The sequence below is a fragment of the Shewanella sp. 4t3-1-2LB genome, from assembly GCF_017368415.1.
GTDB lineage: Bacteria > Pseudomonadota > Gammaproteobacteria > Enterobacterales > Shewanellaceae > Shewanella > Shewanella fodinae.
Genome location: NZ_JAFNJD010000012.1, coordinates 48,060 through 72,328 on the forward strand (window position 1 = coordinate 48,060; position 24,269 = coordinate 72,328).

The window sequence follows — 24,269 nt, forward strand, 5'->3', positions numbered from 1 at the left end:
AATTCTTGCAGCATCAACATGATCTGGATCATCTAGAAGCAGCTGAAGAAAGGCATTTTGCGGCTATGAGAACTTACGCAGGAAAGCAATTGTATTATTTGTGATTAATATCACAAGTATTTTTAATAGATAATGCTGTAAAGGAATGATGTTTTGATTATTTATGTGGCATTTTCATTTATAAGCATTATTTCATCTGTTTTTGAAAGTTATTGATCTGATTTTTTCACCATTGATTAAAAGCTCGGTTTTGTTAAGTAAAAACTAATGTGATGGTTGTCACATTAGGTGACGCTAAATAAGTATAAAACATAGGCAAATGTAAATGTGGCTTTAAAAACAGATGGTTAACAACAGGTTAAAAAGACGGAGCGAGATGTCGATGATTGGCGTATGAAACTTTAAAAAAAGTCACTTTATGAAATAAAGTATCAAAAGTGTTAGTAACTGTCAGATTTTCTATCGGAAAACAGCAATTAAAATAGCTTACTGCCCCAACCAAGTTTATGTCGTAACACATGGAAATAGTTATACCCCTTCGGATGGATCAGTTTCAGTTGCTCACTCGTATTGCGCCGAATGATAATTTCATCGCCGGGCATGACTGCCAGCGTCACATGACCATCACAGCCTACTTCCAGTGTTTCGCCATTATCGGGTGATACCAATAGTTTAATGGTACTAGAGGCATCGACAACAATGGGACGACAGGACAGTGTATGTGGGAACATGGGTACAAGGATTAGCGCTTCTAAATTGGGGGTAAGGATAGCGCCGCCAGCAGACAACGCATAAGCGGTTGACCCGGTGGGGGTGGAGACAATCATACCGTCAGCGCGTTGGCTGTACATGAATTGATCGTCGATATACACCTCGTATTCAATCATATGCGCGATTTTACCTGGGTGCAGTACCGCCTCGTTTACGGCGGTGTTAGACGCTTTCAGTTCCCCATGACGGTGAACTTCCGCTTCTAACAAAAAACGGTGTTCAGTTTCATATTCGCCTTTTAAAACTTTGGCGAGTGATTCCTCAAAGGCATCTGGCGGCAAGTCAGTCAGAAACCCCAAATGCCCACGGTTGACACCGATAACACCGATATCATATTTGGCCAGCACCCGTGCCGCGCCCAGCATATTGCCATCGCCACCGACCACAATTGCCAGATCACAGCGTTCGCCAATTTCCAGTAAATCGACGGCTTCTACCCCTTGACCAAGTTCGGACGCGACACGTTCTTCAACCAATACTTGATGATGGCGAGCTTGCAGCCAGTGCAACAAACGTTTGAGTGTCTGGGTCGTGCCTTGATGATGTGGTTTGCCTATCAGACCGATAGTGTGGAATTCGGAGAGCATACTTTTTGGGAGCCCAGGGTTGAAACAGCGAAATTGATCCCCATAATATGCGCAGAGTATGCAGAAACAAAGCATTTAAAGCATTTTTAGCCGGAGTGAAAATGAGCAACGAATCACATAAAGCAGAACCAGTGCAGATGGATGAAACAGTCGCTGCGCCAAGTCATGCCGCAGACGCACAGGCGGCAGATGCCAGTGTGGTGGATGAACTGACCCAGGCCAACTTCCGTATTGAAGAACTGGAAAAAGCATTAGCTGAAGCCCAGGCAAAAGTTCTGGAGCAGCAAGACTCAGTGATACGCGCTGCTGCCGAAGCCGACAATGTCCGTCGCCGTGCGGCACAGGATGTAGAAAAAGCCCATAAGTTTGCTCTGGAAAAATTCGTTAACGAGCTGCTGCCAGTGATCGACAATATGGAACGTGCCTTGGTGGGGGCGGATAAAGCCGATGAGACCACCAAAGCCATGTTTGAAGGGGTGGAATTGACCCAGAAAACGCTGTTGGCCGCTGTGGAAAAATTTGGGGTGAAGCAGGTGGACCCGTTAGGCCAACCGTTTAACCCAGAACAGCATCAGGCCATTGGCATGCAGCCCAGCGCAGAGCATCCTGCTAATAGCGTGATGCTGGTGATGCAGAAAGGTTATCTGTTGAATGATCGGCTGTTGCGTCCAGCCATGGTGATGGTGTCTCAAGGCGGTGGGGTTGATACCCAAGCTTGATGCTTGTCGTCGAATAAAAAAACGCAGCCAAAGCTGCGTTTTTTTATGAGTAAAACCCGTATTCGCGCTTAGGGTTCCCCGGCAAAGCGGGGAACGGTATTTGGCTTACATTGTCGTGTTTTTGATGAAATCGACAATCTCCGCCATCGAGATTTCTTGCTTTTCTCCGGTACGGCGATTTTTGTATTCAAATACCCCGGCGTCAATATTGCGGTCACCAATCACGATAGTGTGTGGGATACCCAGCAGTTCCATATCGGCAAACATCACCCCTGGACGCTCTTTACGATCATCAAACAGCACTTCAATCCCTGCAGCCTGCAGATCTTTATAAAGCTGTTCGGCGATGTCTGTGACTCGATGAGACTTGTGCATGTTCATCGGCAGAATGCCGACTTTGAACGGCGCAATCGCATCCGGCCAAATAATGCCGCGATCGTCATGATTCTGTTCAATCGCAGCCGCTACGATACGACTAACGCCGACACCATAACAGCCCATCAGCATGATTTGTGATTTGCCATTTTCATCAAGCACGGTAGCGTTCATCGCTTGTGAATAGCGGGTGCCTAGCTGGAAGATATGGCCTACTTCAATACCACGGGCAAAAGCATAAGTGCCTTTACCATCTGGGGTGGCTTCACCTTCAACCACGTTACGAATATCAAATGCCTGTGGCAGGGCGACATCCCGTTCCCAGTTGATGTTAAAATAGTGCTTACCATCAAGGTTGGCTCCTGCGCCAAAATCACTCATCACGGCAACCGCGTGATCAATATACAGTGGCATTTTCAGGCCAACCGGGCCTAAAGAACCTGGACCGGCGCCAATAGCCGCTCGGATTTCCGCTTCAGTGGCAAATTCCAGTGGCGCCAAAACACCCGGCAATTTGCTGGCCTTCACTTCGTTCAGCTCGTGATCGCCACGCACCATCACCGCGATCAATGGGGTTTCTTCACTGTCACCACGGACGATCAATGTTTTAGCGGTTTTTTCGATGGCTAGGCCAAACTGATTAACCAGCTCTTCAATCGTTTTGGCACTGGGGGTATCCACCAATTGCATTGCTGCTGTGGCGGCTGCGCGAGTGGTGGTAGGCAACGGTGCTTCGGCCTTCTCAATATTGGCGGCGTAATCGCTGCCGGTTGAGTAGGCAATCAGGTCTTCACCGCTCTGCGCCAGCACATGGAACTCATGGGACATGCTGCCACCGATAGAACCGGTATCGGCCAGCACCGGACGAAACTCTAAGCCCATGCGTGACATGATGTTGCAGTAGGCGGTGTACATGGCGTGGTAGGTATTATCCATGGTCTGCTGATCCAGATGGAAAGAGTAGGCATCTTTCATCAGGAATTCACGGGCACGCATCACCCCAAAACGTGGTCGCACTTCGTCACGGAATTTGGTCTGGATCTGGAACAGGGTCAGTGGCAACTGCTTATATGAACTGATCTCTTTGCGGATCAGGTCAGTGATCACTTCTTCGTGTGTCGGGCCGAGGACAAAATCACGGTTATTACGGTCAACAAAACGCAGCAGTTCTGGACCAAACTTATCCCAACGACCACTTTCGACCCACAGGTCGCCCGGCTGCACCATTGGCATCAGGATTTCGATGGCTCCGGCTTTTTCCATCTCTTCGCGCACGATGGCTTCGACTTTGCGCAGTACGCGCAAACCTGATGGTAACCAGCTGTATAGGCCAGAAGCGTTACGGCGGATCATCCCGGCGCGCAGCATAAGTTGATGACTAACCACTTCTGCGTTGGCAGGAGTTTCCTTTTGAGTTGATAGTAGGTATTGGCTGATTCGCATTTACCCAGGACCCCATGAAATTGAATGGCCGACATTTTATCACCTGCTTTGATGATGTCACGCTACCGCAGCGGGTAAATCCACAATTTTATGCTTTCAGTCCAGTGGTGAATCGATATTACTGCCCGTCAGGGGCTTTTGCCGCCGATCGCCTATGATAACCGCCGGGTTGCCAGCAACAATGGCCCAAGCAGGTACATCTTTGGTGACGATAGCACCCATACCGATAACCGCACCATCACCAATGGTCACGCCATCGACAATCCCTACTTGCGCGCCCACCCAGACGTCTGACCAATAACGATGCCGCGGGATTGGCTGCTTTGGCGGTATATTGGCATATCTGGCGCCATGCCGTGATTAAAGGCATAGAGAGTGACATTGTTGGCAATACGGGTCTGGTTGCCGATCACAATGCCTTTGCTGCCGCCATCCAGTGAGCAGCTGTGATTGATACTGACTTCGTCACCTAAAGCGACAGGTCCATGAATAAAACAGTTAGCGGCGATCATGCACTGCTTGCCAATGGTTACGGGGCGACCGGGTTCAGCAAACAGTGCTGCCTCGGGGGCAATGAAACAGTTGTCGCCAATGGTGATAGTTTCCAGAGCCGTGAGTTGTTGCTGAACTTGTTGTTGCCACGGTGCAGCCCACAGCAGGTGTTTGGGTTTTAGCCGATACCAAAGCCAGGGCATCCATGACAATCGCTTTTTATGCTGTGCCTGCATGGCTTCAGCGCTAGACGGTAGCATCGCAGTTTTGTTCCTGTCGCTTGGCGGGGGCCGGTTGTAGTGCCACCACTTCAATCCCCACGGCGGTGGCATACCAGAAGATATCCAGATCGTATAATGCCACCTGATAGCGTTTCGGGTCGTCTTTCGCCTTTTTGTAGGCGGGCCGTGGATCTTGTGCTAACACCGCAATAATTAACTGTTTAAGGCCAGGATACTGCGCGCTGATGCTAGCGATTTGGGCATCTGCGTCTGCGGTAAAACTGACATTCACTTGTTCTGGAGCTTGCTGGGCCATGCCGCCTAAAGCGTTAGGAATCGCATCGGAAAATGGAATATAGGGTTTGATGTCAATAACTGGCGTGCCATCCAACAGGTCCATGCCGGAAATTTCCAATATCACTTTGCCTTTTTGCTGATGCACTGCGTGTAATTTCACTACCGATTGACCAATCCCGTTCGGGCGGAACGTGGAGCGAGTGGCGAATACGCCGAGTTTCTCATTGCCGCCAAGTCGTGGCGGCCGCACCGTGGTTTTCCAGCCTTGCGCCAGATTTTCGTGGAAACAAAACAGCAGCCACAGATGGGAATATTGTTCGAGTCCTCTTACGGCATCGATATGGTTATAGGGCGGCACCAGCTCCACATAACCCCGGACAAAGTCCACCAGCCCAGGTTGTCTGGGAATGCCAAACTTTTGCTTATAAGGTGTTCGGCACACGGCAACGGCTGCGATTTTGTTTTCAAACTGCATAAAGGAAAGATCAGTTCTTTTGGTGTAGACGGATAGCCTGGCCAACACAAATGGCGCTGCTGTAACACCCTTTCCCAGGCTCTTTCAGTTCGGTGCAGCTTTTGATAATCAGTCCGTTAGCTTTAATATCAGCGGCTTTACGGCGCGCATCGGTGCGTGCATCCGCTAAACTGGCAGGCACACCATTTTCTTCCATCTGACAAACACTGCCTTCTACCAGCCCTAAAGTATCGTAAGCCACCGTTGGTTGGGTATGATCAAACAGTTGCACTTCGGAAGGTTTGAAGTATTCCTTGAACGCCTTACGATCGAGATTGGAATTGAAGGTATAATCGCTGCCACAGGCGCATAACAATGCTGCCAGTGGAAAAATAACCAGTTGTTTCATGGTCGTACCTTATGGGTAGAGGGCGGATTACGTCCTGCAATGGTGCAGGACGATTAGGCTGATTCTATCGCTTGAGGTACTTTTGATAAAGCTGACGATGACGATTATTCAGATCAACTTGCCGTCCATCGATATATAACGCTTCAATTTTACTGGTCATCGGGTCGAGAATGTCGCCATCACTTACCACTAAACTGGCATCATAGCCTTCCACGATGGCACCAAGCTCTGTGGCACCGACTATTTGAGCTGCATCATAAGTAATCGCTTTTAAAGCCTCTTCTTGGGTTAATCCCCATGCGACCGTTTGTGCTGCTGCTAACGGTAAATTGCGGCTATCCCAGTCATCGCTAAAGCCAATGGCAAACGGGATGCCTACCTTTTTCAGCAGTCCCGGAATTTTAAAGGCTTGCCCTATTGGGTCATCGGCTTGTTGTGGCAGATCCAGACAATGGGTGTAGATAACGGCAGCATGGAGTTCGTTCAGCACATCGGCCAGACGCCAGGCATCGTAGCCGCCTACAATAACCAGTGGTAACTGGTATTGGCGGGCCAGAGCTGCTGCAGCTTCAATAGCCTGCTGCTGATCGGCATGGACAAACAGTTTGCCATTCCCCTTGAACAGCGGCGCAAGTGCCTGCCAGCGAATATCCTCTTTTTGATGTTGTTTACCGGTAATGCCTAGCTGATAGCGGTACGCCGCATTAAAGTGTTGTTTAATGCGTTTGACGGCTTGTTGATAGGCATCGGCTGCTTTCTTAGTCCGCTCGCTATCGGCATAAACCCTAGGTAATTCAGGCCAGTACAAGTGATATTGCGCAGTCGCGGCGTGTGTGGCGTCTTCAATGGTCCAGGCGTCTAGGTTGACCAATACTGATTGCCCTGCCAAGCCGTCACCACGTGGAGTACTTTGGACATGGGTGATACCGTTGGCCCTGACAGTTGGCAGCAGTTCTGAATCGGGATTGTAGGCTGCCGCGGCCAGTAATTGCGGATTATCATCACCGACATCACTGGTATCGTTGGTGGAACGAACCATAGAGATTTCGGTGAGTCCTAACGTGGTATCAAGGGCTATCAGCCCCGGATAGACATGCTTACCAGTCAGATCTACTACGGTGGCGCTAGCGTCTGTTAAGTGACTGCCAATGGCTTTGATTTTTCCGTTTTCCAGTAATAAGTCTGTGTGTGGCAAGGTGCCATTCAGCACTGTGTGTACCGTGGCGTTTTTCAGCAAGGTGGCAGCTTGTGGCTTCGCTGCCGGTACCATGTCATAGGCAAACGCCATACTGCAACAAGTGCCTAAGAGCGTCAGGAACAGCGTACGTTGAATAATGTTCACAGGGCGTGCTCCTTCTGACTGTTCCAAGCGTTGTATTCTGTATCACAGTGCCACATCGGTTCCTGTTCTAGCGCTGATTGTTCACCTAGCTTGCGCTCTTCACTGCTGTGCAACACTTTCTGGATCAGCGCTTCGCGTTCTTCTGCAATGGCTTGCGTTTTCTGGGCATCCTGTTGCCGGTCAAAGTAGCGTTTACCGTTAATCCACACCGCCTCAGTCTTGGCGTAGGCAGACAGTGGATTATGATCCCACAGCACTAAATCCGCCTGTTTGCCGACTTCTATTGAACCGGTGACATCATCCACACCCAGTTGCTTGGCTGGGTTGATGGTGACCATCTTCCAGGCGTCTTCTACTGACATGTTGCAATACTTAATCGATTTGGCAGCCTCTTGATTCAGCCGTCGTTGCATCTCATTGTCGTCTGAGTTAATGGATGTGAGCACTCCATGCTGTTGTAGCAAGCAGGCATTTTGTGGAATGGCGTCATAGACTTCAAATTTATAGGCCCACCAATCCGCAAAGGTGGATGCTCCGGCTCCATGCGCCGCAAGTTCTGGCGCAACTTTGTAGCCTTCCAGTACATGGGTGAAAGTTTTTACTTTGAAGTCATAGGCTTCTGCCAGACGCATAAACATCAGAATTTCAGACTGGACGTAGGAGTGAATGTGCACATCGCGCTCACCCTTTACCACTTCAGCAACTGTCTCCATGCGGTAGTCTGGTCGAGGCTCCAGTGTTTTACGCTTATCGCGAGAACGCAGTTCGGCATATTCCTGGCGTCTGGCATCGTAATCAAGCGCCGCGTTAAAGGTATCCGTAAACAGGGTTTGTACCCCCATGCGGCTCTGCGGGAACCGTTTGTTATAATTTTCACCCCAGTTGCTTTGTTTGACGTTTTCTCCTAATGCAAACTTGATCCCTTTATTTGCGTCCTTAAATTTCAGACCTTCAGCCGTTTCGCCCCAACGTAATTGGATCACTTGCGCTTGCCCACCGATAGGATTAGCACTGCCATGCAGCAGATTAGCAGTAGTGACTCCTCCCGCTAAGGACCGATATATCGCAATGGCATTGGGATCGATAACATCGCCGATGCGCACTTCGGCGGTGACGGCTTCAGAGCCTTCATTAACGCCGCCGTTGATGGCAATATGCGAGTGCTCGTCAATGATACCGGCTGTTAGATACTTACCATTGGCATCAATCACTTGATAATGCGACGGGGTTGCCAACTGTTGGCCGATGCGTTCAATTTTGCCGTTGGCAATCAAGACATCGGTGTGTTGTAAAATCCCTGCGGCAGCAGAGGTCCAAACGGTGGCATTCTGGATGTGCAGCTTTTCCGTGACAGGCAGAGAGTCTATGCCAAATGCCTGTATCGGCGTCACTTGATGGCCTATGTAGTTGACATCTTTCGGTGTCTCATGCGCAGTGGCCGGTGTTGGCATGGCAACTATTTGGCCGTTCACTAGTTCTACTTTGCCATCGGCTAATAACAAACGGCCTCGAATACCTTCGTTATCGCGCCACAGCGTAAAGCGACTGATGCCCGGCAAGCCGGCGCTACTGAGATCTGACGTGAAATTCAGCCGCTGCTCATCGGCATCAATTGCGGTGATCGCGAGTTCTTTATCACCGCTAATGAAACTGCCACGGGATTTATCCGCCGTGCTATCTGGCATTGTCAGCGACAGATCCAGCTCCATCTGCGCAAAACGCAGTTTGTAATCCCCGTGCCAGCGGTAGCTTTTCGGGCGTAAAGCGTGTTCTTTTCCTTGTAACCAGACACTGACGATTTTGCCGTCCACAAAGGGATTGCCTTGGGTAATGACCAAGTCCGCCATATATCCGGGTGCTAGCTTTCCGGCAACATTCGCAATACCGGCAAGTTCAGCAGCCTGAGTGGTTAGGGCGGTGAGGGCTTGTTTCTCAGTTAATCCGGCGGCTACCGCCATTTTTAAACGTGGCCAGAACGCTTTAGCTTCAATGCCGTGTTGTGTCATCGCAAACGGAATATTCGCCGCGGCTACCGCCACAGGATTAGCTGGTGCGCGTTCCCAATGACGTAGTTCAGACAGCGTCACATTAGCGGCGGCCGTTTCGTTGCTGACATCAGGGGCTGCTGGAAAATTTAGTGGCAGTATTAACTGCGGATGATAGGCGGCAAGTTCACTGATACGGGCGTACTCTTCACCGCTACCCAACAATTGCACCTTTAGCCCTTGCTGTTTCAATAGCTTGGCCGCACGTAATTCACTATTAAGATTGCCGCTATTAAATATCACACCCTGTTCTTTAATACTGCGTAAGCGTTCTAATGCAATATTAAAATCTGGAGCTTTAACATCATCGGGATAATCTTTTACTTTGGCGAGGCTGTCATTATACCAGCGTGCATCGCTGAAGGTTTGACGGATAAGCGCGATACTCCCCATCAATGATGTGGGGTAATCTTGGGGAGAACTTCCCTTATTGAACGCCATAAACTGTTTGCCACGAGCGTTATAAATTATCTCGTTTGCTTTTTTATCCGCCAGAGATAATGTCACTGCAGTACCTTGGAATATTCCATCAAGGTGAGCACTTTGAACGCTGGTGAATCCGTTATTCATCCATTTCTCTGCCGCCTTGGGATCTGGATAAACCTTGGAAAACCACTCTTTTTCTGCGTGAATAGCACCATTGGCGGCGTTACCCCCGATGCGTTTAATGTTATATACCGGAGGTTGGGCTTTAGCAGAATTTTGTGGCAGTTCAATGCCATATTCAGCATAAGGATCGATAAAACCCGGATAAATCCGCAAGCCAGAAAGATTTATTTCAAAGGCATTCTGAGGAATATCATTTTCCGGAAGAATCGCTTTAATGCGGTTATTCTCTAACAGTAGTGTTGCGTTAGATAATTCACTTCCCGGTGCGAGTATCAATGTCGCATGAGTCAGTGCGGTAAGGGTGGGGGTGTTATCTGTTAACTGGCTTTCTCCGGCCTGAGTTGTCAGGCAGGCTAGGGTGCAGAGACCTGCGGTGAAAGTCTTATAATTCATGAAGGTTCAAACCTTTTCTAGACTTGAAGGGCTGAACTAACGTTAACGTAGATAATGTGTAAACACCAATAGCGAATTGTAAGGCTTTTTAAAATATATTGTATCTTGACTATCAAATACCGAAACAAAAAAGCCCCTGAGACAGGGGCTTTTAAAATCAACTGTAGTTTCAGTCGATCAGGAAATCGTCCATGGAGCGGCCTTTTTCCATTTCATTTTTGAATACGGTTGGCATACGTCCCTGACCTGTCCAGGTAACAGTTTCACCATCGATTTCAATTTTGTATTTAGGTGGACGTGGTGCACGTTTTTTAACCGGTTTTGCAGCAGCAACTACGCCTAGATCTTCAACAGAAAGACCTACTGATTCCATTTGTTGCCGGATTTCTTCAATTTTAGCCAGACGATCAGCTTGTGCTTTAGCTTCTTCAGCGGCTTCTTCTTCACGCTCAGCCACAATCTTTTCCAGTTTATTTGCTAGATCACGTAGTTCTTCCACGCTTAGATCTTTGACAGCAGCCTTAAAGCGGCGGGCGTGAGTCAATATTTCGAGAAATTCGCTCATAATTATTTTGATTCCACTCTATATAGAACTTGGGATTAATATGACACCAGCACGAATAATAGAAACATTATTTAAATGGATCAAATGAATTTCCGTTCATTCTTAGTTTTTTTTATTTCCAATATAACTAAGTCAATATTTGGGTCACTTGGGGTACTTATTAGAAATAAATAAGATAATAAGTCAAAAGATTGTCGTCTAAACACTTGTTTAAATTAGTTGACGTGAACGTAAACGTAGCATAGAGTTGCAGCAACTAAGAGTCATCTATGCAAGGTGGCTCCTTTCATATCAGAAATCTGTTACGAGTGCAGCAAAGGAAGTCCTATGAAAGTAATGGTACCCGTAAAAAGGGTGGTGGATGCCAATGTCAAAATTCGTGTGAATGCGGAACATACCGCAGTGGACACCGCCAATCTAAAAATGGCATTGAATCCCTTCTGCGAAATTGCGGTGGAAGAAGCCGTAAGACTGAAAGAAGCAGGTAAAGCCGATGAAGTGGTGGTGGTGAGTATTGGCCCCAAAGTGGCGCAGGAACAACTGCGTACAGCTATGGCGTTGGGTGCTGACAGAGCCATTCTGGTTGAAACCGATGAACCTATGCTCCCTTTATCCGTTGCCAAAATACTGCTGGCAGTGCAGGCGCGCGAACAAGCTGAATTGATCCTAATGGGTAAGCAGTCAATTGATGGCGATAATAATCAGACAGGACAGATGCTGGCCGCTTTAGCCGATATGCCGCAAGCCACTTTTGCCTCTATGGTTGATATCGCTGATGGGCAACTGACTGTCAGTCGTGAAATCGACGGTGGAATACAGCAACTGCAACTCCCTTTGCCTGCCGTGGTGACTGCCGATCTGCGACTCAATGAACCGCGTTATGCATCGTTGCCAAATATTATGAAAGCAAAACGCAAACCGCTTGATACGCTGACGGTCGCTGAACTTGGTGTGACCTTGAAACCACATCAGCAGATACTCGCCGTGACGCCTCCTGCAGCGCGCAAGGCCGGTGTAATGGTTGCCTCGGTAGAGGAACTGGTAGACAAATTGAAGAATGAAGCAAAGGTGATCTGACATGACCGTATTAGTAATTGCAGAACATGATAATGTCAGTCTCAAGTCAGAAACCGCCAAAGTGGTCGCGGCAGCAGCGAGTCTGGCGGCTGACATTGATGTGCTGGTTGCCGGGAGCGCTTGTGCGGCGGTTGCTGAGTCCGTTGCCAAGTTGCAGGGCGTTGGCCGCGTGTTAGTGGCGGATGATCCGGTATATAAGGCGCAACTGGCTGACAATCTAGCTAAGCTGGTGGTGGGACAGGCATCGGGGTACAGCCATATTTTCGCTGCCGCAACCTCCACGGGAAAAGATCTATTGCCACGCGTAGCAGCTCTGCTGGATGTGGCGATGATATCGGAAGTGGTCAAAATCGAAGACGCAGATACTTTTGTTCATCCGATTTACGCCGGAAATGCGTTGGAAAAGGTTAAAAGTCTTGATGCAGTGAAAGTTGCAACTGTCCGCGCCAGTGCCTTTGATGCGGTGCCGGCAACCGCTAATGCCACGATAGTGGCTTTAGATGTTGTGATAAATTCGGTGTGCAGTGAGCTAGCGCACACCACCGTGGCATCTGAGCGCCCTGAATTGGGGAATGCCAGAGTGATCGTATCTGGTGGTCGGGCGCTAGGCAGTGCCGACAACTTTGCCATACTGGAAACGTTGGCGGACAAACTCGGTGGTGCGGTAGGCGCTTCTCGCGCAGCCGTGGATGCTGGCTATATCAGCAATGATTTGCAGGTGGGACAAACCGGTAAAATCGTTGCACCTGAGCTTTATATTGCGGTGGGGATCTCTGGTGCCATTCAGCATCTGGCGGGTATGAAAGATTCGAAAGTCATTGTGGCGATCAATAAAGATCCACAGGCACCTATTTTCCAGGTGGCAGATTATGGTTTGGAAGCCGATCTGTTCGAGGCGGTGCCCAAATTGGTAGAGTTGATTTAATTCAGCTTCTGCGTCAGGATAGGCAGCTATGGGCAGCACCATCGCTGCCTTTTTTGTTTTCTGCCTCGCGCCAAACGGCGTTCTGAGAAGTAGAGGCGCGCCTGATATGAGTAACGACAAGCAGGGTGATACCGTTTGATGTGTCGTGAAAGGATCCGGTGCCGAAACAGCTGGAACCATCAATTCCGTTGTTGGGGCTGTTCCCGAACAGGGACAGCACTGCCATGGTGGGCTAGAAATAGCTGGATTAACTGCCGTGGAGCGCTACTGAAAAGAAGTCGGTCTTTGATGATCGGCCAGGTACACGGGACGATACTGTCTGTTGTGTGCCTTTTTGTGCCTCCGCCGGTCACACAAGAATATATTAGAAAATGACAGTACTCAGTTATGCCGATTCGGCACTTTCGTTATTGCCGCCTGTGGTGGCTATCTTGTTGGCGATTCTCACCCGTAAAGTACTGCTATCGCTTGGCGTTGGCATTCTAATCGGTACATTTTTGCTAAATCAGTGGTCTATTCACGATTCTGCGTTGTATCTGGCCGAAAAGGTCTCTGGCCTGTTCTGGAGCGATGGTGCCATCAACAGTTGGAACCTATACATTCTGGGCTTTCTATTAGTCCTCGGCATGATCACCGCGCTGATAACCGTCAGTGGTTCCGCTCGCGCCTTTGCGAACTGGGCTAAGCAACATATCCGCAAACGTCGCGATGCTAAATTGCTGACCATGTTTTTGGGATGTGTGGTGTTTATTGATGATTATTTTAACAGTCTGGTGGTTGGCAGTATCTGTAAACCGTTGACTGATCGCTATTATATTTCCCGCGCAAAGTTGGCTTATTTGCTGGATTCTACCGCTGCGCCAGTGTGCGTGATTTCTCCGGTATCGAGTTGGGGCGCGTATATCATCGCCTTAATTGGCGGCATACTGACCACACATGATATGGCGTCAACCGGACATCTCACCGCTTTCGTCGAGATGATCCCGATGAACTATTACCCTTTATTTGCGTTATTGCTGCTGTTATTTGTGGCCTTGTTTGAACTGGACGTTGGTCCTATGCGTCGCCACGAACTCAACGCCCGTAAAGGGCAATTGTATGACGACAGTAAAGGTGTTCCGCCTGGGGCGACCGCCGAGTTGGCGGAGGCGGATAGTGGCAAAGTAGCGGGGTTGTTTATCCCCATTTCGGTTTTGGTCGTTGCCACCTTATATTTTATGGTAAGCAGTGGCGCTGCGGTGTTGTCTAGCGAAGGCAAAACGTTTTCGCTGATTGGGGCGTTTGAAAAGACCGATGTCAGTGCGTCGTTATTCTTCGGTGCGCTCTTGGGGTTGGCAACCACGCTGTTGCTGGCGTTTCGTCAAAAACTACCGCTGCGGGATATTGCTGTTGGGCTGTTTGTCGGTGCGAAATCCATGCTCCCTGCGATTTATATCCTGATGTTTGCTTGGACTATTTCCGGTGTGATCGGGCAGTTAGAAACCGGTAAATTCATGGCGAGTCTTGCAAGTGGCAATATTCCATTTGCGTTGTTACCAGCCGTGTTATTTGTGTTGGCTGGACTGACGGCGTTTTCTACCGGGACCAGTTGGGGGACGTTTGGCATCATGCTGCCTATTGCCGCCGATATGGCGATGGGCAGTCATCAAAGTATGATGTTGCCGATGATGGCGGCGGTGTTATCTGGATCAGTGTTTGGTGACCATTGCTCGCCGATTTCCGATACAACAATTTTGTCGTCTACTGGCGCTAGTTGCCACCATATTGATCATGTCACCACCCAGTTGCCTTACGCATTGCTGGTCGCATTTATTTCGCTTGGCGGCTATCTGGTGATGGGGTACACCGAGTCAGTTGTCTTGGGACTGTTGTGTTGTCTGGTACTCTTTGTGGCGGGGTTGTTCTGGTTTAGAAAACGCGCAGACAGCTAGCCTTTGAATAATAAAAAAGCGCGGCTGATGCTGCGCTTTTTTTGTGTTGCCGATGATGCAGTTACATCAATCCTCGGCGTTTCAGCAGCCCTTCGGTTGTTGGTTGCTGCCCACGGAAGTTCTCATAGGCTTCCATAGGGGCTACGCTGTTACCTACTTCCCGGATCGCTTTGCGGAATTTCATGCCGATATCACGGTTAAGTCCACCCTGTGTTTGCACGTAGGCAAAGGCATCTGCTGCCAGAATTTCACTCCACATGTAAGCGTAATAACTGGCGCTATAACCGCCTGGAAACGCGTGAGCAAAGTAACTGGAACGATAACGTGGTGGCACCGCTGCCAGATCCACCCCATGTTTTGCCAACGCTTGAGCTTCAAATTGTGCAACGTTTTGTAGTGGTGCGTCAGCGCTAAGACTGTGCCATTCCAAATCCAATAGTGCTGCAGACATGTACTCGAGCGTATCAAAACCCATATTGAAACTACGAGAGCGCAACAGCTTGTCTAGCATATCCGCAGGCAGCGGTTCGCCCGTCTGATAATGTTTCGCGTAATTGGCGAGTACCTTGGGATGACCCGCCCAGTCTTCTTCAAAGGTTGACGGAAATTCAACAAAGTCTCTTGAAACCGCAGTGCCGGAAAGGCTTGGATAGTTAACCTTGGAAAACATACCGTGGGTACCATGTCCCAGCTCGTGGAACATGGTGGTCACTTGGTCATAGCTAACAAAAGTGGGCTCGCCATCTGGGGCTTTCTGGATATTCATCACATTGACGACCACAGGTTTTTGTCCCAGCAGGCCGCTTTGGCGTACGAAGGAACTCATCCAGGCCCCGCCTCGTTTACCTTCGCGGGCAAAATAATCACCATAGAATATCGCCAGACTGCTGCCATCGGCATCAAACACTTCCCAGGCTTTGACGTCTGGATGATAGACCGGCAGATCTGGCCGCGGCTTAAAGGTAACGCCGTAGAGCTGATTCAAGGTGTAGAACACCCCATCTTGCAGCACGCGGTTGAACTCAAAATAGGGTTTGAGGCTATTTTCATCCAGATCATATTGTTGCTGGCGTACTTTTTCGGCGTAGTAGGCCCAATCCCAGGGTTGCAGCGTAAAGTCACCGCCGCTTTTGGTGATCATCGCCTGAATGGCATCGGCTTCTTTTTGGGTGTTGGCTACCACCGCCGGGACCATAGAGCCAAACATGTCAAACACGGCTTGTGGGGTTTTCGCCATCTGTGGCGCTAAACGGTAGCTGGCCCAGTTATCGAAACCGAGCAGTTTTGCCTTTTCTGCTCTCAACTGAGCTAAGCGCGCCACCAGTGATACTGTTTCGTCTTCGCCACTTAAACCACGGTTAGCGGAGGCTTGCCAGATTTTCTGCCGCAATTCGCGATTATGCAGCTGTGCCAGTACCGGCTGACGGGTAGTGTTAGTGATGTTAAGCAGATATTGACCGTCATGCCCGGCGTCTTTAGCCGCTTTGGCGGCATGACGGATGGCAGAATCAGAAAGACCGTCAAGCTGTGCGACGTCGTCCACAATAACGGCGCTGGCTTTGGTGAGTTTTAATAATCGTTGCTGAAACTCGTTAGTCAGCTTTGATTGTTCTTCATTAAGCGCCCGGATTTGTGCTTTCTGGGTTTCATTGAGCTGTGCGCCGGCAAGCACAAAACGTTGGTGGTAGACTTCAATTAGGCGGACTTGTTCGGGCGTCAGCGTTAACTGATGACGCTGTTGATACAAGGTGTTAATGCGCGCGAACAGTTGTGGATTCAGATTGATATTGTCAGTGTGTGCCGCCATTTTTGGGGCCATTTCGCTTTGAATACGGCGGATTTCTGGGTTGCTGTTAGAACTGCTGAGGTTATAAAACACGGAAGATGCGCGGTCCAACAGTGCCCCAGATTTTTCCAGCGCGACAATGGTATTTTCAAAGGTGGGCGGAGCCGATTGCATGGCGATGGCCTGCACTTCTTTATCGTGGGCTAGAATGCCAGCCTCTAATGCCGGTTGGAAATGTTCGGTGCGGATCTGACTGAAATCCGGTGCCTGATATTGCAGTTGGCTGGCGCTGAAGAGGGGGTTTTGCTGTACAGCTTCGGCCGCAACTGTTGCTTGTGGCTGTTTGTCGGCACTGGCACAACCTGCCAGTAACAGCGCTTGCCCTAAGGCGATTGCTAAAAGAGTTTTTCGCATCTTGTCTTTTCCGTTGTCGTTAAGCTGATGAACGCTGCACGCTAACAACGGCGAATTAATCCAAACTGAATCAGGTTCGAACAACCTGGTATAAAAGCGGTAAAATTGTAACAAATTGATTGCATTAGAGATGAGCTACCACTCTGAGGCTGAGTGCAGTCACCACTGATTTTTATCAGCAAACGCGGTAAGATAGCGGGCATTAACAACTGCGGGAGCGCCGGTCTTGGCTCAGCTTTACTTTTATTATTCGGCAATGAACGCCGGAAAATCTACCTCGTTACTACAATCTTCTTATAACTACCGGGAACGGGGTATGAATACGTTGGTGATGACGCCAGCTATCGATGACCGTTTTGGTGTTGGTAAAGTGGCTTCTCGTATCGGGCTGGAAAGCGAAGCACTGATATTTCATGGTGATGATGATCTGGTACAGATCATCAATGATGCCCATCAGCAACAGTTTCTGCACTGTGTGCTGGTGGATGAATCGCAATTTCTCAGTAAAGCGCAGGTCAAGCAGCTCGCCTATGTGGTGGACAAGCTGGATATTCCGGTATTGTGTTACGGGTTACGTACGGACTTTCAAGGTGAGCTATTCAGCGGCAGTCAGTATCTGCTGGCGTGGGCGGATAAACTGGTAGAGCTGAAAACCATCTGTTTCTGTGGACGTAAAGCCAACATGGTGATCCGTCGTGACAGCGAAGGTAAGCCGGTACGCGAAGGTGCCCAGGTGGCAATTGGTGGCAATGAAAGCTACGAATCTGTATGTCGTAAGCATTTCCGTGAACTGATCTGGGACTAAATTTGGCGCAAGACAAGTCGCTGTTTAATGCGACTTGTCAGCGGGATTATTCGGCCATCGCTTTATTCAGAAATTGTTGTTTATTATAGGCCTGTTCCAGTTTGTCCAGTTCCTGATTTATTGCCAACAGCGCTAACGCCAGTTGGTAGAGCAGCCAGCCATAACCGTTTTGGGTAAAGTGCTGGAGGTCAGTTTGTTCGCTGTCAGAACCAGACGCTAATTGTTGCTCAACCAACAACTGTTGTTGCAATCGTTGTTCGAGCTCCAGCGGCAATAGCGGGCGGTCGTGACGTTTGCCATTCACGTAATCCGTTAGGGCTGCGAAGTCTTGCTGTAAACGTTGGGCTATCTGCTGCATGCGACCGTAAGCGTCGTTTTCTTCTTCACGCCAGTGGGTCATCAGCAGCAGTTCCAGTAATGTGATAACTCGGACCTGTTCGTTGGCTAATTCTGTCAGCAGTTGCGGATGTTTCTTGAGCGTCTGGCTTTCCCATTCCAGCGAGAAAAAGAGTTTCTTCTGTGCCAGTACCGCCTTCATAGCGTTTTCCAGCTTTAGGCGTTCAACGGGGAGTTCGACATCGTCATGCGTTTGCAGATGATTGGCTAACACCTCAGCCATTAACGAAAAAGATTTGCCTAATTGTGCCCGCCAATCCTGTTTGGCTTTGATTGGTAACACAAAGAGTGATACCAGCATTGCAATAAGACACCCCATCAGAATATTGGCACTGCGCCATAGCGCTTCTGAAGTGTCGTGATTGGCGTCACCAATCACGATGATCATGGTAAATCCGGTCACCAGATAAGCATAGCTGTAGCGGCCAGCGTTAAGCAGTACCACGACACAAACACCGAAAATCAGCAGGCCCATCAGACTCCAGTAGTTATCCATTGCGATCACCAGAAACACACCATAAGCGGAGCCGATGAGCGTACCAATTGCACGTTGCAGTGACTTTTCGATCGCCCCACCTACTTGTGGCAGCCCCATCATAATGATCACAATGGTGACCATCGCCCAGATAAAGTGGGGCACAGGCCATAGCCAGTTAAATAGCGCCACAATGAATAACGCTAAGGCAATTTTCAGGGTGTGGATAATACGGGCATTTCGGTAAATGAAACTGGCAAAAATACCGGGTTTATCAAATATGGGGATCATCAGTTCTGATTTGAAACTTATGTAACTAAAGTGAATTATCTCAGAGAACGGCTTTTTTCTCGCTTATTGTCAGCTTTAAAAACTGAAAAATGCGACGCTGGTGGTGAGTTTACACGACTAATAGTGATGGTTATCACAAAAGGTGGCGGAGATTGCCAATAAGCGGCGGATTATTCACCAGCCTGGCCTCGCGCAAACATAAAAAGAACGCAGGAGCGGCAGTGATGTTGGCCGCTCCGAATATAGGCTAGTTATTACTGAGCTTGCGGCAGAGGCCGTAATTGCAGTGTAGATTGTGCCATCTGATAGGCAAATGTGGCATAAACCGCTACGTTTTGCGCCAGTGCTGCCGGGTCAATCTTATCTAGTGTGTCATTGGGGGTATGATGGTAATCAAAATAATCACTACCATCCTGGCGTAGCGAAGCAACCGGTACGCCTTCAGTTGGTAACAGTGAGACTTCAGAGCCACCACGTGCACCATTATTGCCCTGTGCCACATTGAGCGCCGCCAGTCCGGACAAACGCTGCCAAACAGGACTTAGCGCTGTTTCGTTGACGCGGACATCAGCGCGATAAATACGCCCCGCGCCAAAGTCTGATTCTGCTGCAATATAGTGTTTGGCCATTTCATTGGCGTGCTGGGCAACATACGCTTTGCCGCCTAACAGACCTATCTCCTCTGCGGCAAACAGCACAACACGAATCGTGCGGGCCGGGCGTTGCGGCAGATCTCCTATCATTTTGGCTGCGGCAGTGACAATGGCAACACCAGCCGCATCGTCTATTGCGCCAGTGCCTTCATCCCAAGAGTCAAGGTGGGCACCAAGCAAGACGATTTCGTCAGGCTTGCTGCTACCGGTATACTCACCAATCACGTTGTAGGTTGTGGTATTGCCCAGACTCTTGGGCGACATGTTCAACGACAATGTGACTTCTTGGCCTCTACGTAACATGGCATCCAGTTGGTTGGCATCTGGATTGGTCAGTGCCGCTGCTGGGATGCGGGGTACATCCTCTTGATAATGCATCAGGCCGGTGTGTGCCATGCGGTCATGATCTGTCCCAATCGAGCGGATGAGCACCGCCACAGCCCCTTTACGAGCTGCTGCTACTGCCCCATTGACTCTGCCGCCAACACTTTTTCCGTAGCCGCTGCCGTCTTGATGACGTTCAGTTTTTTGGTCAATAAAGACGATTTTATCTTTTACCTGTGCGGCATCTGCCGCAGTTAGCGCGGCGAGAGTGTCAAAACGTACCACTTTTGCCTGTAATCCTGCTGGCGGCGTGGCCACACTGCCTCCGAGCGCAGAGATCACGAGTTTCTGCGGAAAAGGCGCGACCACATTGGCGCTGGCCTCGCCACGTTGCCACACCGGCACCATAACGGGTTCTCGGTAAACTTTATCAAATCCTAATGATTTCAGTTTGGCTTCAGCCCAGTCCACCGCTAGCGCATTTTCGGCGCTGCCAGCAAGTCTAGGACCGACTTCTACTGTTAGTGACTCGGCAATTTTATAAGCCAGATCAGATTTCAGAGCATTGTTCTGTAATTCACTGACAACTGCTTGATTTGTATGCTCTGTTGCCGCAACTAACGGTACTAAAAGATTACTCAGCAGCAGTGTACTGAAGAATAGTAGGGTAGGCTTTTTCATCACTTTCCTTCTTTTTTATAACGTGTGTCCCATTTTTAAAAACAATCTAACAAAAAATGTGCTTTGCGTCCCGACTATGTGCCTTAGCCGCGGCTATATTAGGGTCGGAATTTATTAAAGGAGAGTGGGCTCGTTATGAATATAGAATTAATGCAGCAGCGAGCAGACCAAGCAGTGGTATTGCTGAAGGCACTTGCTAACGAGAGACGATTATTTATTCTGTGCTATCTCTTGAATGAGGGAGAGATGTGCGTTGGTGATATGAATAAAAAACTCGGCTTGAGTCAATCGGCATTGTCGCAACATCTGGCTTGGCTGCGTAAAGATAATTTGGTGGCTACCCGTAAAGAAGCGCAGACAGTTTATTACTCCCTGAAAAGTGACGAAGTCAAAGAGATGATCCGTTTGATCGATAATATTTATTGTCATTAATGCGGACTGACTTTCAGATGTAATTGACAGATTTTTGGCTGGTAACTGGCAGTTCCCCCGAGGCACTATCTGGGAGAGCGATGTAGCGGCAGAATAGCCAGCCAAACGCTGTGGTTTCGACGTGTTTTTCTTTTGCTCTTTTAACTGACTTCACCCTCTCCCTGCCTGCAAAAACGCGCTTTTTGAGCCCATTAGCTATGTTTAGGTAAATTACGGACAATAAAAAACCGGCTTTCGCCGGTTTTTTTCATAAGAGCCAATTAAGCAGCCAGTGCTTTGATACGGGCGTTCAAACGAGTCTTATGACGAGCAGCCTTGTTCTTGTGGATCAGGCCTTTAGTAGCCATGCGATCAAGGATAGGCTGTGCTGTCGCAAATGCTTCAACAGCGGCTTTATGGTCACCGGCGCGGATAGCGGCGATAACTTTCTTAACATAAGTGCGCATCATAGAGCGACGGCTTGCATTGTGTTGACGACGCTTTTCAGACTGAAGCGCGCGTTTCTTTGCAGTCTTGCTGTTAGCCAAGGTGCAACTCCTAAAAACTGGGAATTATGACTTTTAAAGGCCGAGGAGGATGCCCGTTTTTCACCTTTTTGTCAACGACAATGATGGAATATCCGCCACAAAAGCAAATATTTCCTAGGCGATTTGGCTTTCCTCAACCCAACTCGTGTAAGATGGGGCGCATTCTAACAGCAATTGCCGCTATGTGACAGGGTCCAGATGGAAAATTTGCGTATGGTCCCGTTTGCCTGTCAATGGCTTTCCGGGGAAGTTTGATTGAGCAAAAAACTGGTGCGTTCGGGTCTAATTGTCAGTGTGATGACCTTGATTTCGCGTGTCCTAGGGTTAGTTCGGGACGTTGTCGTGGCCAACCTGATGGGGGCTGGTGTAAGCGCAGATGTTTTCTTCTTTGCCAATAAAATTCCGAACTTCCTGCGGCGTCTTTTTGCCGAAGGGGCTTTTGCTCAAGCATTTGTCCCAGTCTTGACCGAATATCAGGAAACCGAGTCTGATGATGCGGTGCGGCATTTATTGTCCAAGGTAGCGGGTACCCTCGGGATATTGGTCACCATAGTGACGTTTATCGGGATTCTGGCCTCGCCAGTACTGACTGCCTTATTTGGCGCAGGTTGGTTTGTGGCCTGGCTGAATCATGAGCCCGATGGTACTAAGTTTGAACTGGCATCCCTGATGCTGAAAATTACCTTTCCTTACCTGTGGTTTATTACCTTTACCGCACTGTCTGGCTCCATATTGAACACTCGCGGGCGTTTCGCGGTATCTGCGTTTACTCCAGTATTTTTGAATGTCGCTATCATCGCTGCCGCCATATGGCTAAGCCCGCAGTTGCAACGGCCTGAGATTGGGCTGGCTTGGGGCGTGTTTGCTGGTGGGGTGATTCAGTTTCTGTTTCAGATCCCGTTTCTGTGGCGCGAGCGCGCCCTGGTGAAGCCCTCTTGGGGCTGGCATGAACCGGGAGTGGTGAAGATTAGAAAATTGATGCTGCCAGCGTTGTTTGGCGTTTCAGTGTCACAAATTAACTTGCTATTAGATACCTTTATCGCCAGCTTTTTGATGACCGGCTCCATCAGTTGGTTATATTACTCTGACAGATTGCTGGAGTTTCCGCTGGGGCTGTTTGGAATTGCCATCGCTACTGTTATTTTGCCTACCTTGTCGCGCAAGCATGTGAATGCTGAAAGCTCGGAGTTTGGACAGACAATGGACTGGGGCGTTCGCGCCATCATTTTACTCGGCGCTCCCGCGATGGCTGGGTTGATTGTGTTGGCTAAACCCATGTTAATGGTGCTGTTTATGCGTGGGGCTTTCGATATGGAAGATGTGAATATGGCCTCAGCATCGCTCATTGCCTATGGCACCGGTCTGCTTAGTTTCATGCTGATCAAAGTGTTGGCTCCTGGCTATTATGCGCGTCAGGATACCAAAACACCGGTGAAAATTGGCATTATCGCGATGCTAAGCAACATGGTATTCAACATTATTCTGGCTTTTCCGTTCAGTTATGTTGGACTGGCTATTGCCACTTCTATGTCGGCATTGTTAAACGCCAGCCTGCTGTATCGTGGATTACATCTGGCTGGTGTTTACCGCGTCAGCCGCAATACGTTGCTATTTATTGCTAAGGTGCTGGTCGCGGTCACGTTGATGGTGCTGTTGCTAGTATGGATGTCTCCCATCATGAACGATTGGTTGCATTGGTCAATTCATCAGCGGATCTGGCATCTGTTGCGGCTGATATTCGCTGGAGCTGGCTTATATCTGCTGGTAATTCTGTTACTTGGCGGACGAGTATGGCGTAAACCGACGCTCAAGGGCTGATTATATACAGCGGCTGGTATATAATCCGCCAATTTCCCTGTGCGCAGTTATTTGATTCATGGAACTGATTCGCGGAATACATAATATTCAAACCCGTCATCGAGGTTGTGTACTGACCATAGGTAATTTTGATGGGTTACATCGTGGGCATGCTGAGGTCATCGCTAATCTGGTTAAGAAAGCCAGACAATTGGAGCTGCCTGCAACATTAATGACTTTTGAGCCGCAGCCACAAGAGCTGTTTGCTGGTCAGAATGCGCCGGCAAGAATTAGTTTGTTACGCGACAAGATAGCCTTGTTAGCTGAGCTTGGCGTTGACCGCTTGTTATGTGTGCGGTTTGACAAAAAGTTTGCTCAGTTACCACCGGAACAGTTTATTGAATCATTGCTAGTGGATAAGCTCGGTGTACGTTATCTGGTGGTGGGCGACGATTTCTGCTTTGGACAACAACGTCGTGGTAATTTCGACATGTTAAAGCAGGCGGGTGAGCAACATGGGTTTGCCGTAGTCAATACTGACAGCTTTCTTGTGGGTGATCAACGCGTTAGCTCTACCATGGTACGTGACGCACTAGCCAAAGGTAACCTGGAATTGACTAGGCGTTTGCTGGGTCATCCATTTACGCTGTCAGGCCGGGTTGTCCATGGTCAACAGCTTGGACGCACACTGGGATTTCCCACCGCCAATATTGCATTGAAACGGCAGGTTGTACCGGTACGCGGCGTGTTTGCCGTTAGATTGTCTTGGCCTGGAAGTACACCGTTTGATGGGGTGGCGAATGTTGGCTTTCGTCCAACAGTGAAAGGCCAGAACTGTTTGCTGGAGGTTAATTTATTTGATTTTTCCGGCGATCTCTATGGGCAACGGGTAGAAGTGGAATTGGTGGCGAAAATTCGTGATGAAAAACCGTTCCACTCACTGGATGCTCTGCAAAAACAGATTATGAATGATGCTGACAAGGCCAAGGCTTTGCTTAGCAATGACGCAGGCTGAGTCATCAGTCAAATATAT

Annotated in this window: 19 protein-coding genes, 1 pseudogene and 1 riboswitch; of the genes and pseudogenes, 8 read left to right on the plus strand and 12 right to left on the minus strand. The window is 49.0% G+C overall.

Going from position 1 to position 24,269, the window contains the following annotated elements; translation table 11 throughout:
• Nucleotides 1-476: 476 nt before the first annotated feature.
• Complete coding sequence (gene nadK / locus J3L11_RS06520; protein ID WP_133040606.1) at nucleotides 477-1,358, minus strand: NAD(+) kinase; 882 nt, start codon at nucleotides 1,356-1,358, stop codon at nucleotides 477-479.
• Between the two features lie 101 nt (nucleotides 1,359-1,459).
• On the opposite strand from nadK, the gene grpE reads away from it, so the two are divergent.
• A complete protein-coding gene (gene grpE / locus J3L11_RS06525; protein ID WP_133040607.1) occupies nucleotides 1,460-2,077 on the plus strand; it encodes a nucleotide exchange factor GrpE in 618 nt (205 codons plus the stop codon).
• 105 nt (nucleotides 2,078-2,182) lie between these two features.
• Here grpE and J3L11_RS06530 read toward each other — a convergent pair whose 3' ends face one another.
• From J3L11_RS06530 to J3L11_RS06565, 7 genes and pseudogenes are all read right to left on the minus strand, one after another.
• The gene (locus J3L11_RS06530; protein ID WP_207570530.1) at nucleotides 2,183-3,895 is read right to left on the minus strand and encodes a proline--tRNA ligase; all 1,713 of its coding nucleotides are present in this window, start codon (nucleotides 3,893-3,895) and stop codon (nucleotides 2,183-2,185) included.
• A gap of 96 nt (nucleotides 3,896-3,991) precedes the next feature.
• Nucleotides 3,992-4,647: pseudogene (locus J3L11_RS06540) on the minus strand (acyltransferase).
• On the minus strand, nucleotides 4,634-5,380 hold the full coding sequence (tsaA, locus tag J3L11_RS06545) for a tRNA (N6-threonylcarbamoyladenosine(37)-N6)-methyltransferase TrmO (protein WP_207570532.1): 747 nt from the start codon (nucleotides 5,378-5,380) through the stop codon (nucleotides 4,634-4,636). The pseudogene J3L11_RS06540 and the gene tsaA overlap by 14 nt, the downstream one beginning before the upstream one ends.
• 10 nt (nucleotides 5,381-5,390) lie before the next feature.
• Entirely contained in the window at nucleotides 5,391-5,768 is a 378-nt protein-coding gene (gene rcsF, locus J3L11_RS06550; RefSeq protein WP_207570533.1) for an Rcs stress response system protein RcsF, read from the minus strand.
• A 64-nt stretch (nucleotides 5,769-5,832) separates the two neighbouring features.
• Nucleotides 5,833-7,110 (minus strand): amidohydrolase, encoded by a 1,278-nt coding sequence (locus tag J3L11_RS06555; RefSeq protein ID WP_347566502.1) that lies wholly within the window; start codon nucleotides 7,108-7,110, stop codon nucleotides 5,833-5,835.
• Nucleotides 7,107-10,157, minus strand: a complete 3,051-nt coding sequence (locus J3L11_RS06560) for an amidohydrolase family protein (RefSeq protein ID WP_207570534.1) — start codon at nucleotides 10,155-10,157, stop codon at nucleotides 7,107-7,109. The genes J3L11_RS06555 and J3L11_RS06560 overlap by 4 nt, the downstream gene beginning before the upstream one ends.
• 169 nt (nucleotides 10,158-10,326) lie before the next feature.
• The gene (locus tag J3L11_RS06565) at nucleotides 10,327-10,722 is read right to left on the minus strand and encodes an H-NS family nucleoid-associated regulatory protein (protein WP_207570535.1); all 396 of its coding nucleotides are present in this window, start codon (nucleotides 10,720-10,722) and stop codon (nucleotides 10,327-10,329) included.
• Nucleotides 10,723-11,049: 327 nt separating this feature from the next.
• Here J3L11_RS06565 and J3L11_RS06570 point away from each other — a divergent pair, with 327 nt between their 5' ends.
• From J3L11_RS06570 to J3L11_RS06580, 3 genes are all read left to right on the plus strand, one after another.
• Nucleotides 11,050-11,799, plus strand: a complete 750-nt coding sequence (locus J3L11_RS06570; protein WP_133040614.1) for an electron transfer flavoprotein subunit beta/FixA family protein — start codon at nucleotides 11,050-11,052, stop codon at nucleotides 11,797-11,799.
• Between the two features lies 1 nt (nucleotide 11,800).
• Nucleotides 11,801-12,724 carry an FAD-binding protein gene (locus J3L11_RS06575; protein ID WP_207570536.1) on the plus strand — a complete coding sequence of 308 codons (924 nt, stop codon included), beginning with the start codon at nucleotides 11,801-11,803 and terminating at the stop codon, nucleotides 12,722-12,724.
• Nucleotides 12,725-12,806: 82 nt separating this feature from the next.
• Nucleotides 12,807-12,999, plus strand: a riboswitch (Lysine riboswitch).
• Nucleotides 13,000-13,095: 96 nt separating this feature from the next.
• A complete protein-coding gene (locus J3L11_RS06580) occupies nucleotides 13,096-14,655 on the plus strand; it encodes a Na+/H+ antiporter NhaC family protein (protein ID WP_207570537.1) in 1,560 nt (519 codons plus the stop codon).
• 61 nt (nucleotides 14,656-14,716) lie between these two features.
• On the opposite strand, the gene J3L11_RS06585 is transcribed toward J3L11_RS06580, so the two are convergent.
• Nucleotides 14,717-16,855, minus strand: coding sequence for a M3 family metallopeptidase (locus J3L11_RS06585; RefSeq protein WP_207570538.1), 2,139 nt, complete (start codon nucleotides 16,853-16,855; stop codon nucleotides 14,717-14,719).
• A 226-nt stretch (nucleotides 16,856-17,081) separates the two neighbouring features.
• Here J3L11_RS06585 and J3L11_RS06590 point away from each other — a divergent pair, with 226 nt between their 5' ends.
• Nucleotides 17,082-17,660: a thymidine kinase gene (locus J3L11_RS06590; protein ID WP_133038620.1), complete on the plus strand. Its 579-nt coding sequence runs from the start codon at nucleotides 17,082-17,084 to the stop codon at nucleotides 17,658-17,660.
• A 46-nt stretch (nucleotides 17,661-17,706) separates the two neighbouring features.
• Here the strand turns inward: J3L11_RS06590 and J3L11_RS06595 are convergent, their stop codons facing one another.
• Together J3L11_RS06595 and J3L11_RS06600 are read right to left on the minus strand one after the other, a co-directional pair.
• On the minus strand, nucleotides 17,707-18,822 hold the full coding sequence (locus J3L11_RS06595) for an FUSC family protein (protein WP_207570539.1): 1,116 nt from the start codon (nucleotides 18,820-18,822) through the stop codon (nucleotides 17,707-17,709).
• Nucleotides 18,823-19,076: 254 nt separating this feature from the next.
• The gene (locus tag J3L11_RS06600; RefSeq protein WP_207570540.1) at nucleotides 19,077-20,480 is read right to left on the minus strand and encodes a M20/M25/M40 family metallo-hydrolase; all 1,404 of its coding nucleotides are present in this window, start codon (nucleotides 20,478-20,480) and stop codon (nucleotides 19,077-19,079) included.
• A 135-nt stretch (nucleotides 20,481-20,615) separates the two neighbouring features.
• On the opposite strand from J3L11_RS06600, the gene J3L11_RS06605 reads away from it, so the two are divergent.
• Nucleotides 20,616-20,912, plus strand: a complete 297-nt coding sequence (locus J3L11_RS06605) for a metalloregulator ArsR/SmtB family transcription factor (RefSeq protein WP_133038617.1) — start codon at nucleotides 20,616-20,618, stop codon at nucleotides 20,910-20,912.
• A gap of 260 nt (nucleotides 20,913-21,172) precedes the next feature.
• Here the strand turns inward: J3L11_RS06605 and rpsT are convergent, their stop codons facing one another.
• Nucleotides 21,173-21,439, minus strand: a complete 267-nt coding sequence (gene rpsT / locus J3L11_RS06610) for a 30S ribosomal protein S20 (RefSeq protein WP_133038616.1) — start codon at nucleotides 21,437-21,439, stop codon at nucleotides 21,173-21,175.
• A gap of 255 nt (nucleotides 21,440-21,694) precedes the next feature.
• Here rpsT and murJ point away from each other — a divergent pair, with 255 nt between their 5' ends.
• On the plus strand, nucleotides 21,695-23,257 hold the full coding sequence (gene murJ / locus J3L11_RS06615) for a murein biosynthesis integral membrane protein MurJ (protein ID WP_189618675.1): 1,563 nt from the start codon (nucleotides 21,695-21,697) through the stop codon (nucleotides 23,255-23,257).
• 58 nt (nucleotides 23,258-23,315) lie between these two features.
• Nucleotides 23,316-24,251, plus strand: a complete 936-nt coding sequence (ribF, locus tag J3L11_RS06620; RefSeq protein WP_207570541.1) for a bifunctional riboflavin kinase/FAD synthetase — start codon at nucleotides 23,316-23,318, stop codon at nucleotides 24,249-24,251.
• The last annotated feature ends 18 nt before the right edge of the window (nucleotides 24,252-24,269 follow it).

Bases quoted from the DNA above. Each gene is read 5' to 3' on its own strand.
- nadK (WP_133040606.1), bottom strand. From the start codon at position 1,358: ATGCTCTCCGAATTCCACACTATCGGTCTGATAGGCAAACCACATCAT.
- grpE (WP_133040607.1), top strand. From the start codon at position 1,460: ATGAGCAACGAATCACATAAAGCAGAACCAGTGCAGATGGATGAAACA.
- J3L11_RS06530 (WP_207570530.1), bottom strand. From the start codon at position 3,895: ATGCGAATCAGCCAATACCTACTATCAACTCAAAAGGAAACTCCTGCC.
- tsaA (WP_207570532.1), bottom strand. From the start codon at position 5,380: ATGCAGTTTGAAAACAAAATCGCAGCCGTTGCCGTGTGCCGAACACCT.
- rcsF (WP_207570533.1), bottom strand. From the start codon at position 5,768: ATGAAACAACTGGTTATTTTTCCACTGGCAGCATTGTTATGCGCCTGT.
- J3L11_RS06560 (WP_207570534.1), bottom strand. From the start codon at position 10,157: ATGAATTATAAGACTTTCACCGCAGGTCTCTGCACCCTAGCCTGCCTG.
- J3L11_RS06565 (WP_207570535.1), bottom strand. From the start codon at position 10,722: ATGAGCGAATTTCTCGAAATATTGACTCACGCCCGCCGCTTTAAGGCT.
- J3L11_RS06570 (WP_133040614.1), top strand. From the start codon at position 11,050: ATGAAAGTAATGGTACCCGTAAAAAGGGTGGTGGATGCCAATGTCAAA.
- J3L11_RS06575 (WP_207570536.1), top strand. From the start codon at position 11,801: ATGACCGTATTAGTAATTGCAGAACATGATAATGTCAGTCTCAAGTCA.
- J3L11_RS06580 (WP_207570537.1), top strand. From the start codon at position 13,096: ATGACAGTACTCAGTTATGCCGATTCGGCACTTTCGTTATTGCCGCCT.
- J3L11_RS06585 (WP_207570538.1), bottom strand. From the start codon at position 16,855: ATGCGAAAAACTCTTTTAGCAATCGCCTTAGGGCAAGCGCTGTTACTG.
- J3L11_RS06595 (WP_207570539.1), bottom strand. From the start codon at position 18,822: ATGATCCCCATATTTGATAAACCCGGTATTTTTGCCAGTTTCATTTAC.
- J3L11_RS06600 (WP_207570540.1), bottom strand. From the start codon at position 20,480: ATGAAAAAGCCTACCCTACTATTCTTCAGTACACTGCTGCTGAGTAAT.
- J3L11_RS06605 (WP_133038617.1), top strand. From the start codon at position 20,616: ATGAATATAGAATTAATGCAGCAGCGAGCAGACCAAGCAGTGGTATTG.
- ribF (WP_207570541.1), top strand. From the start codon at position 23,316: ATGGAACTGATTCGCGGAATACATAATATTCAAACCCGTCATCGAGGT.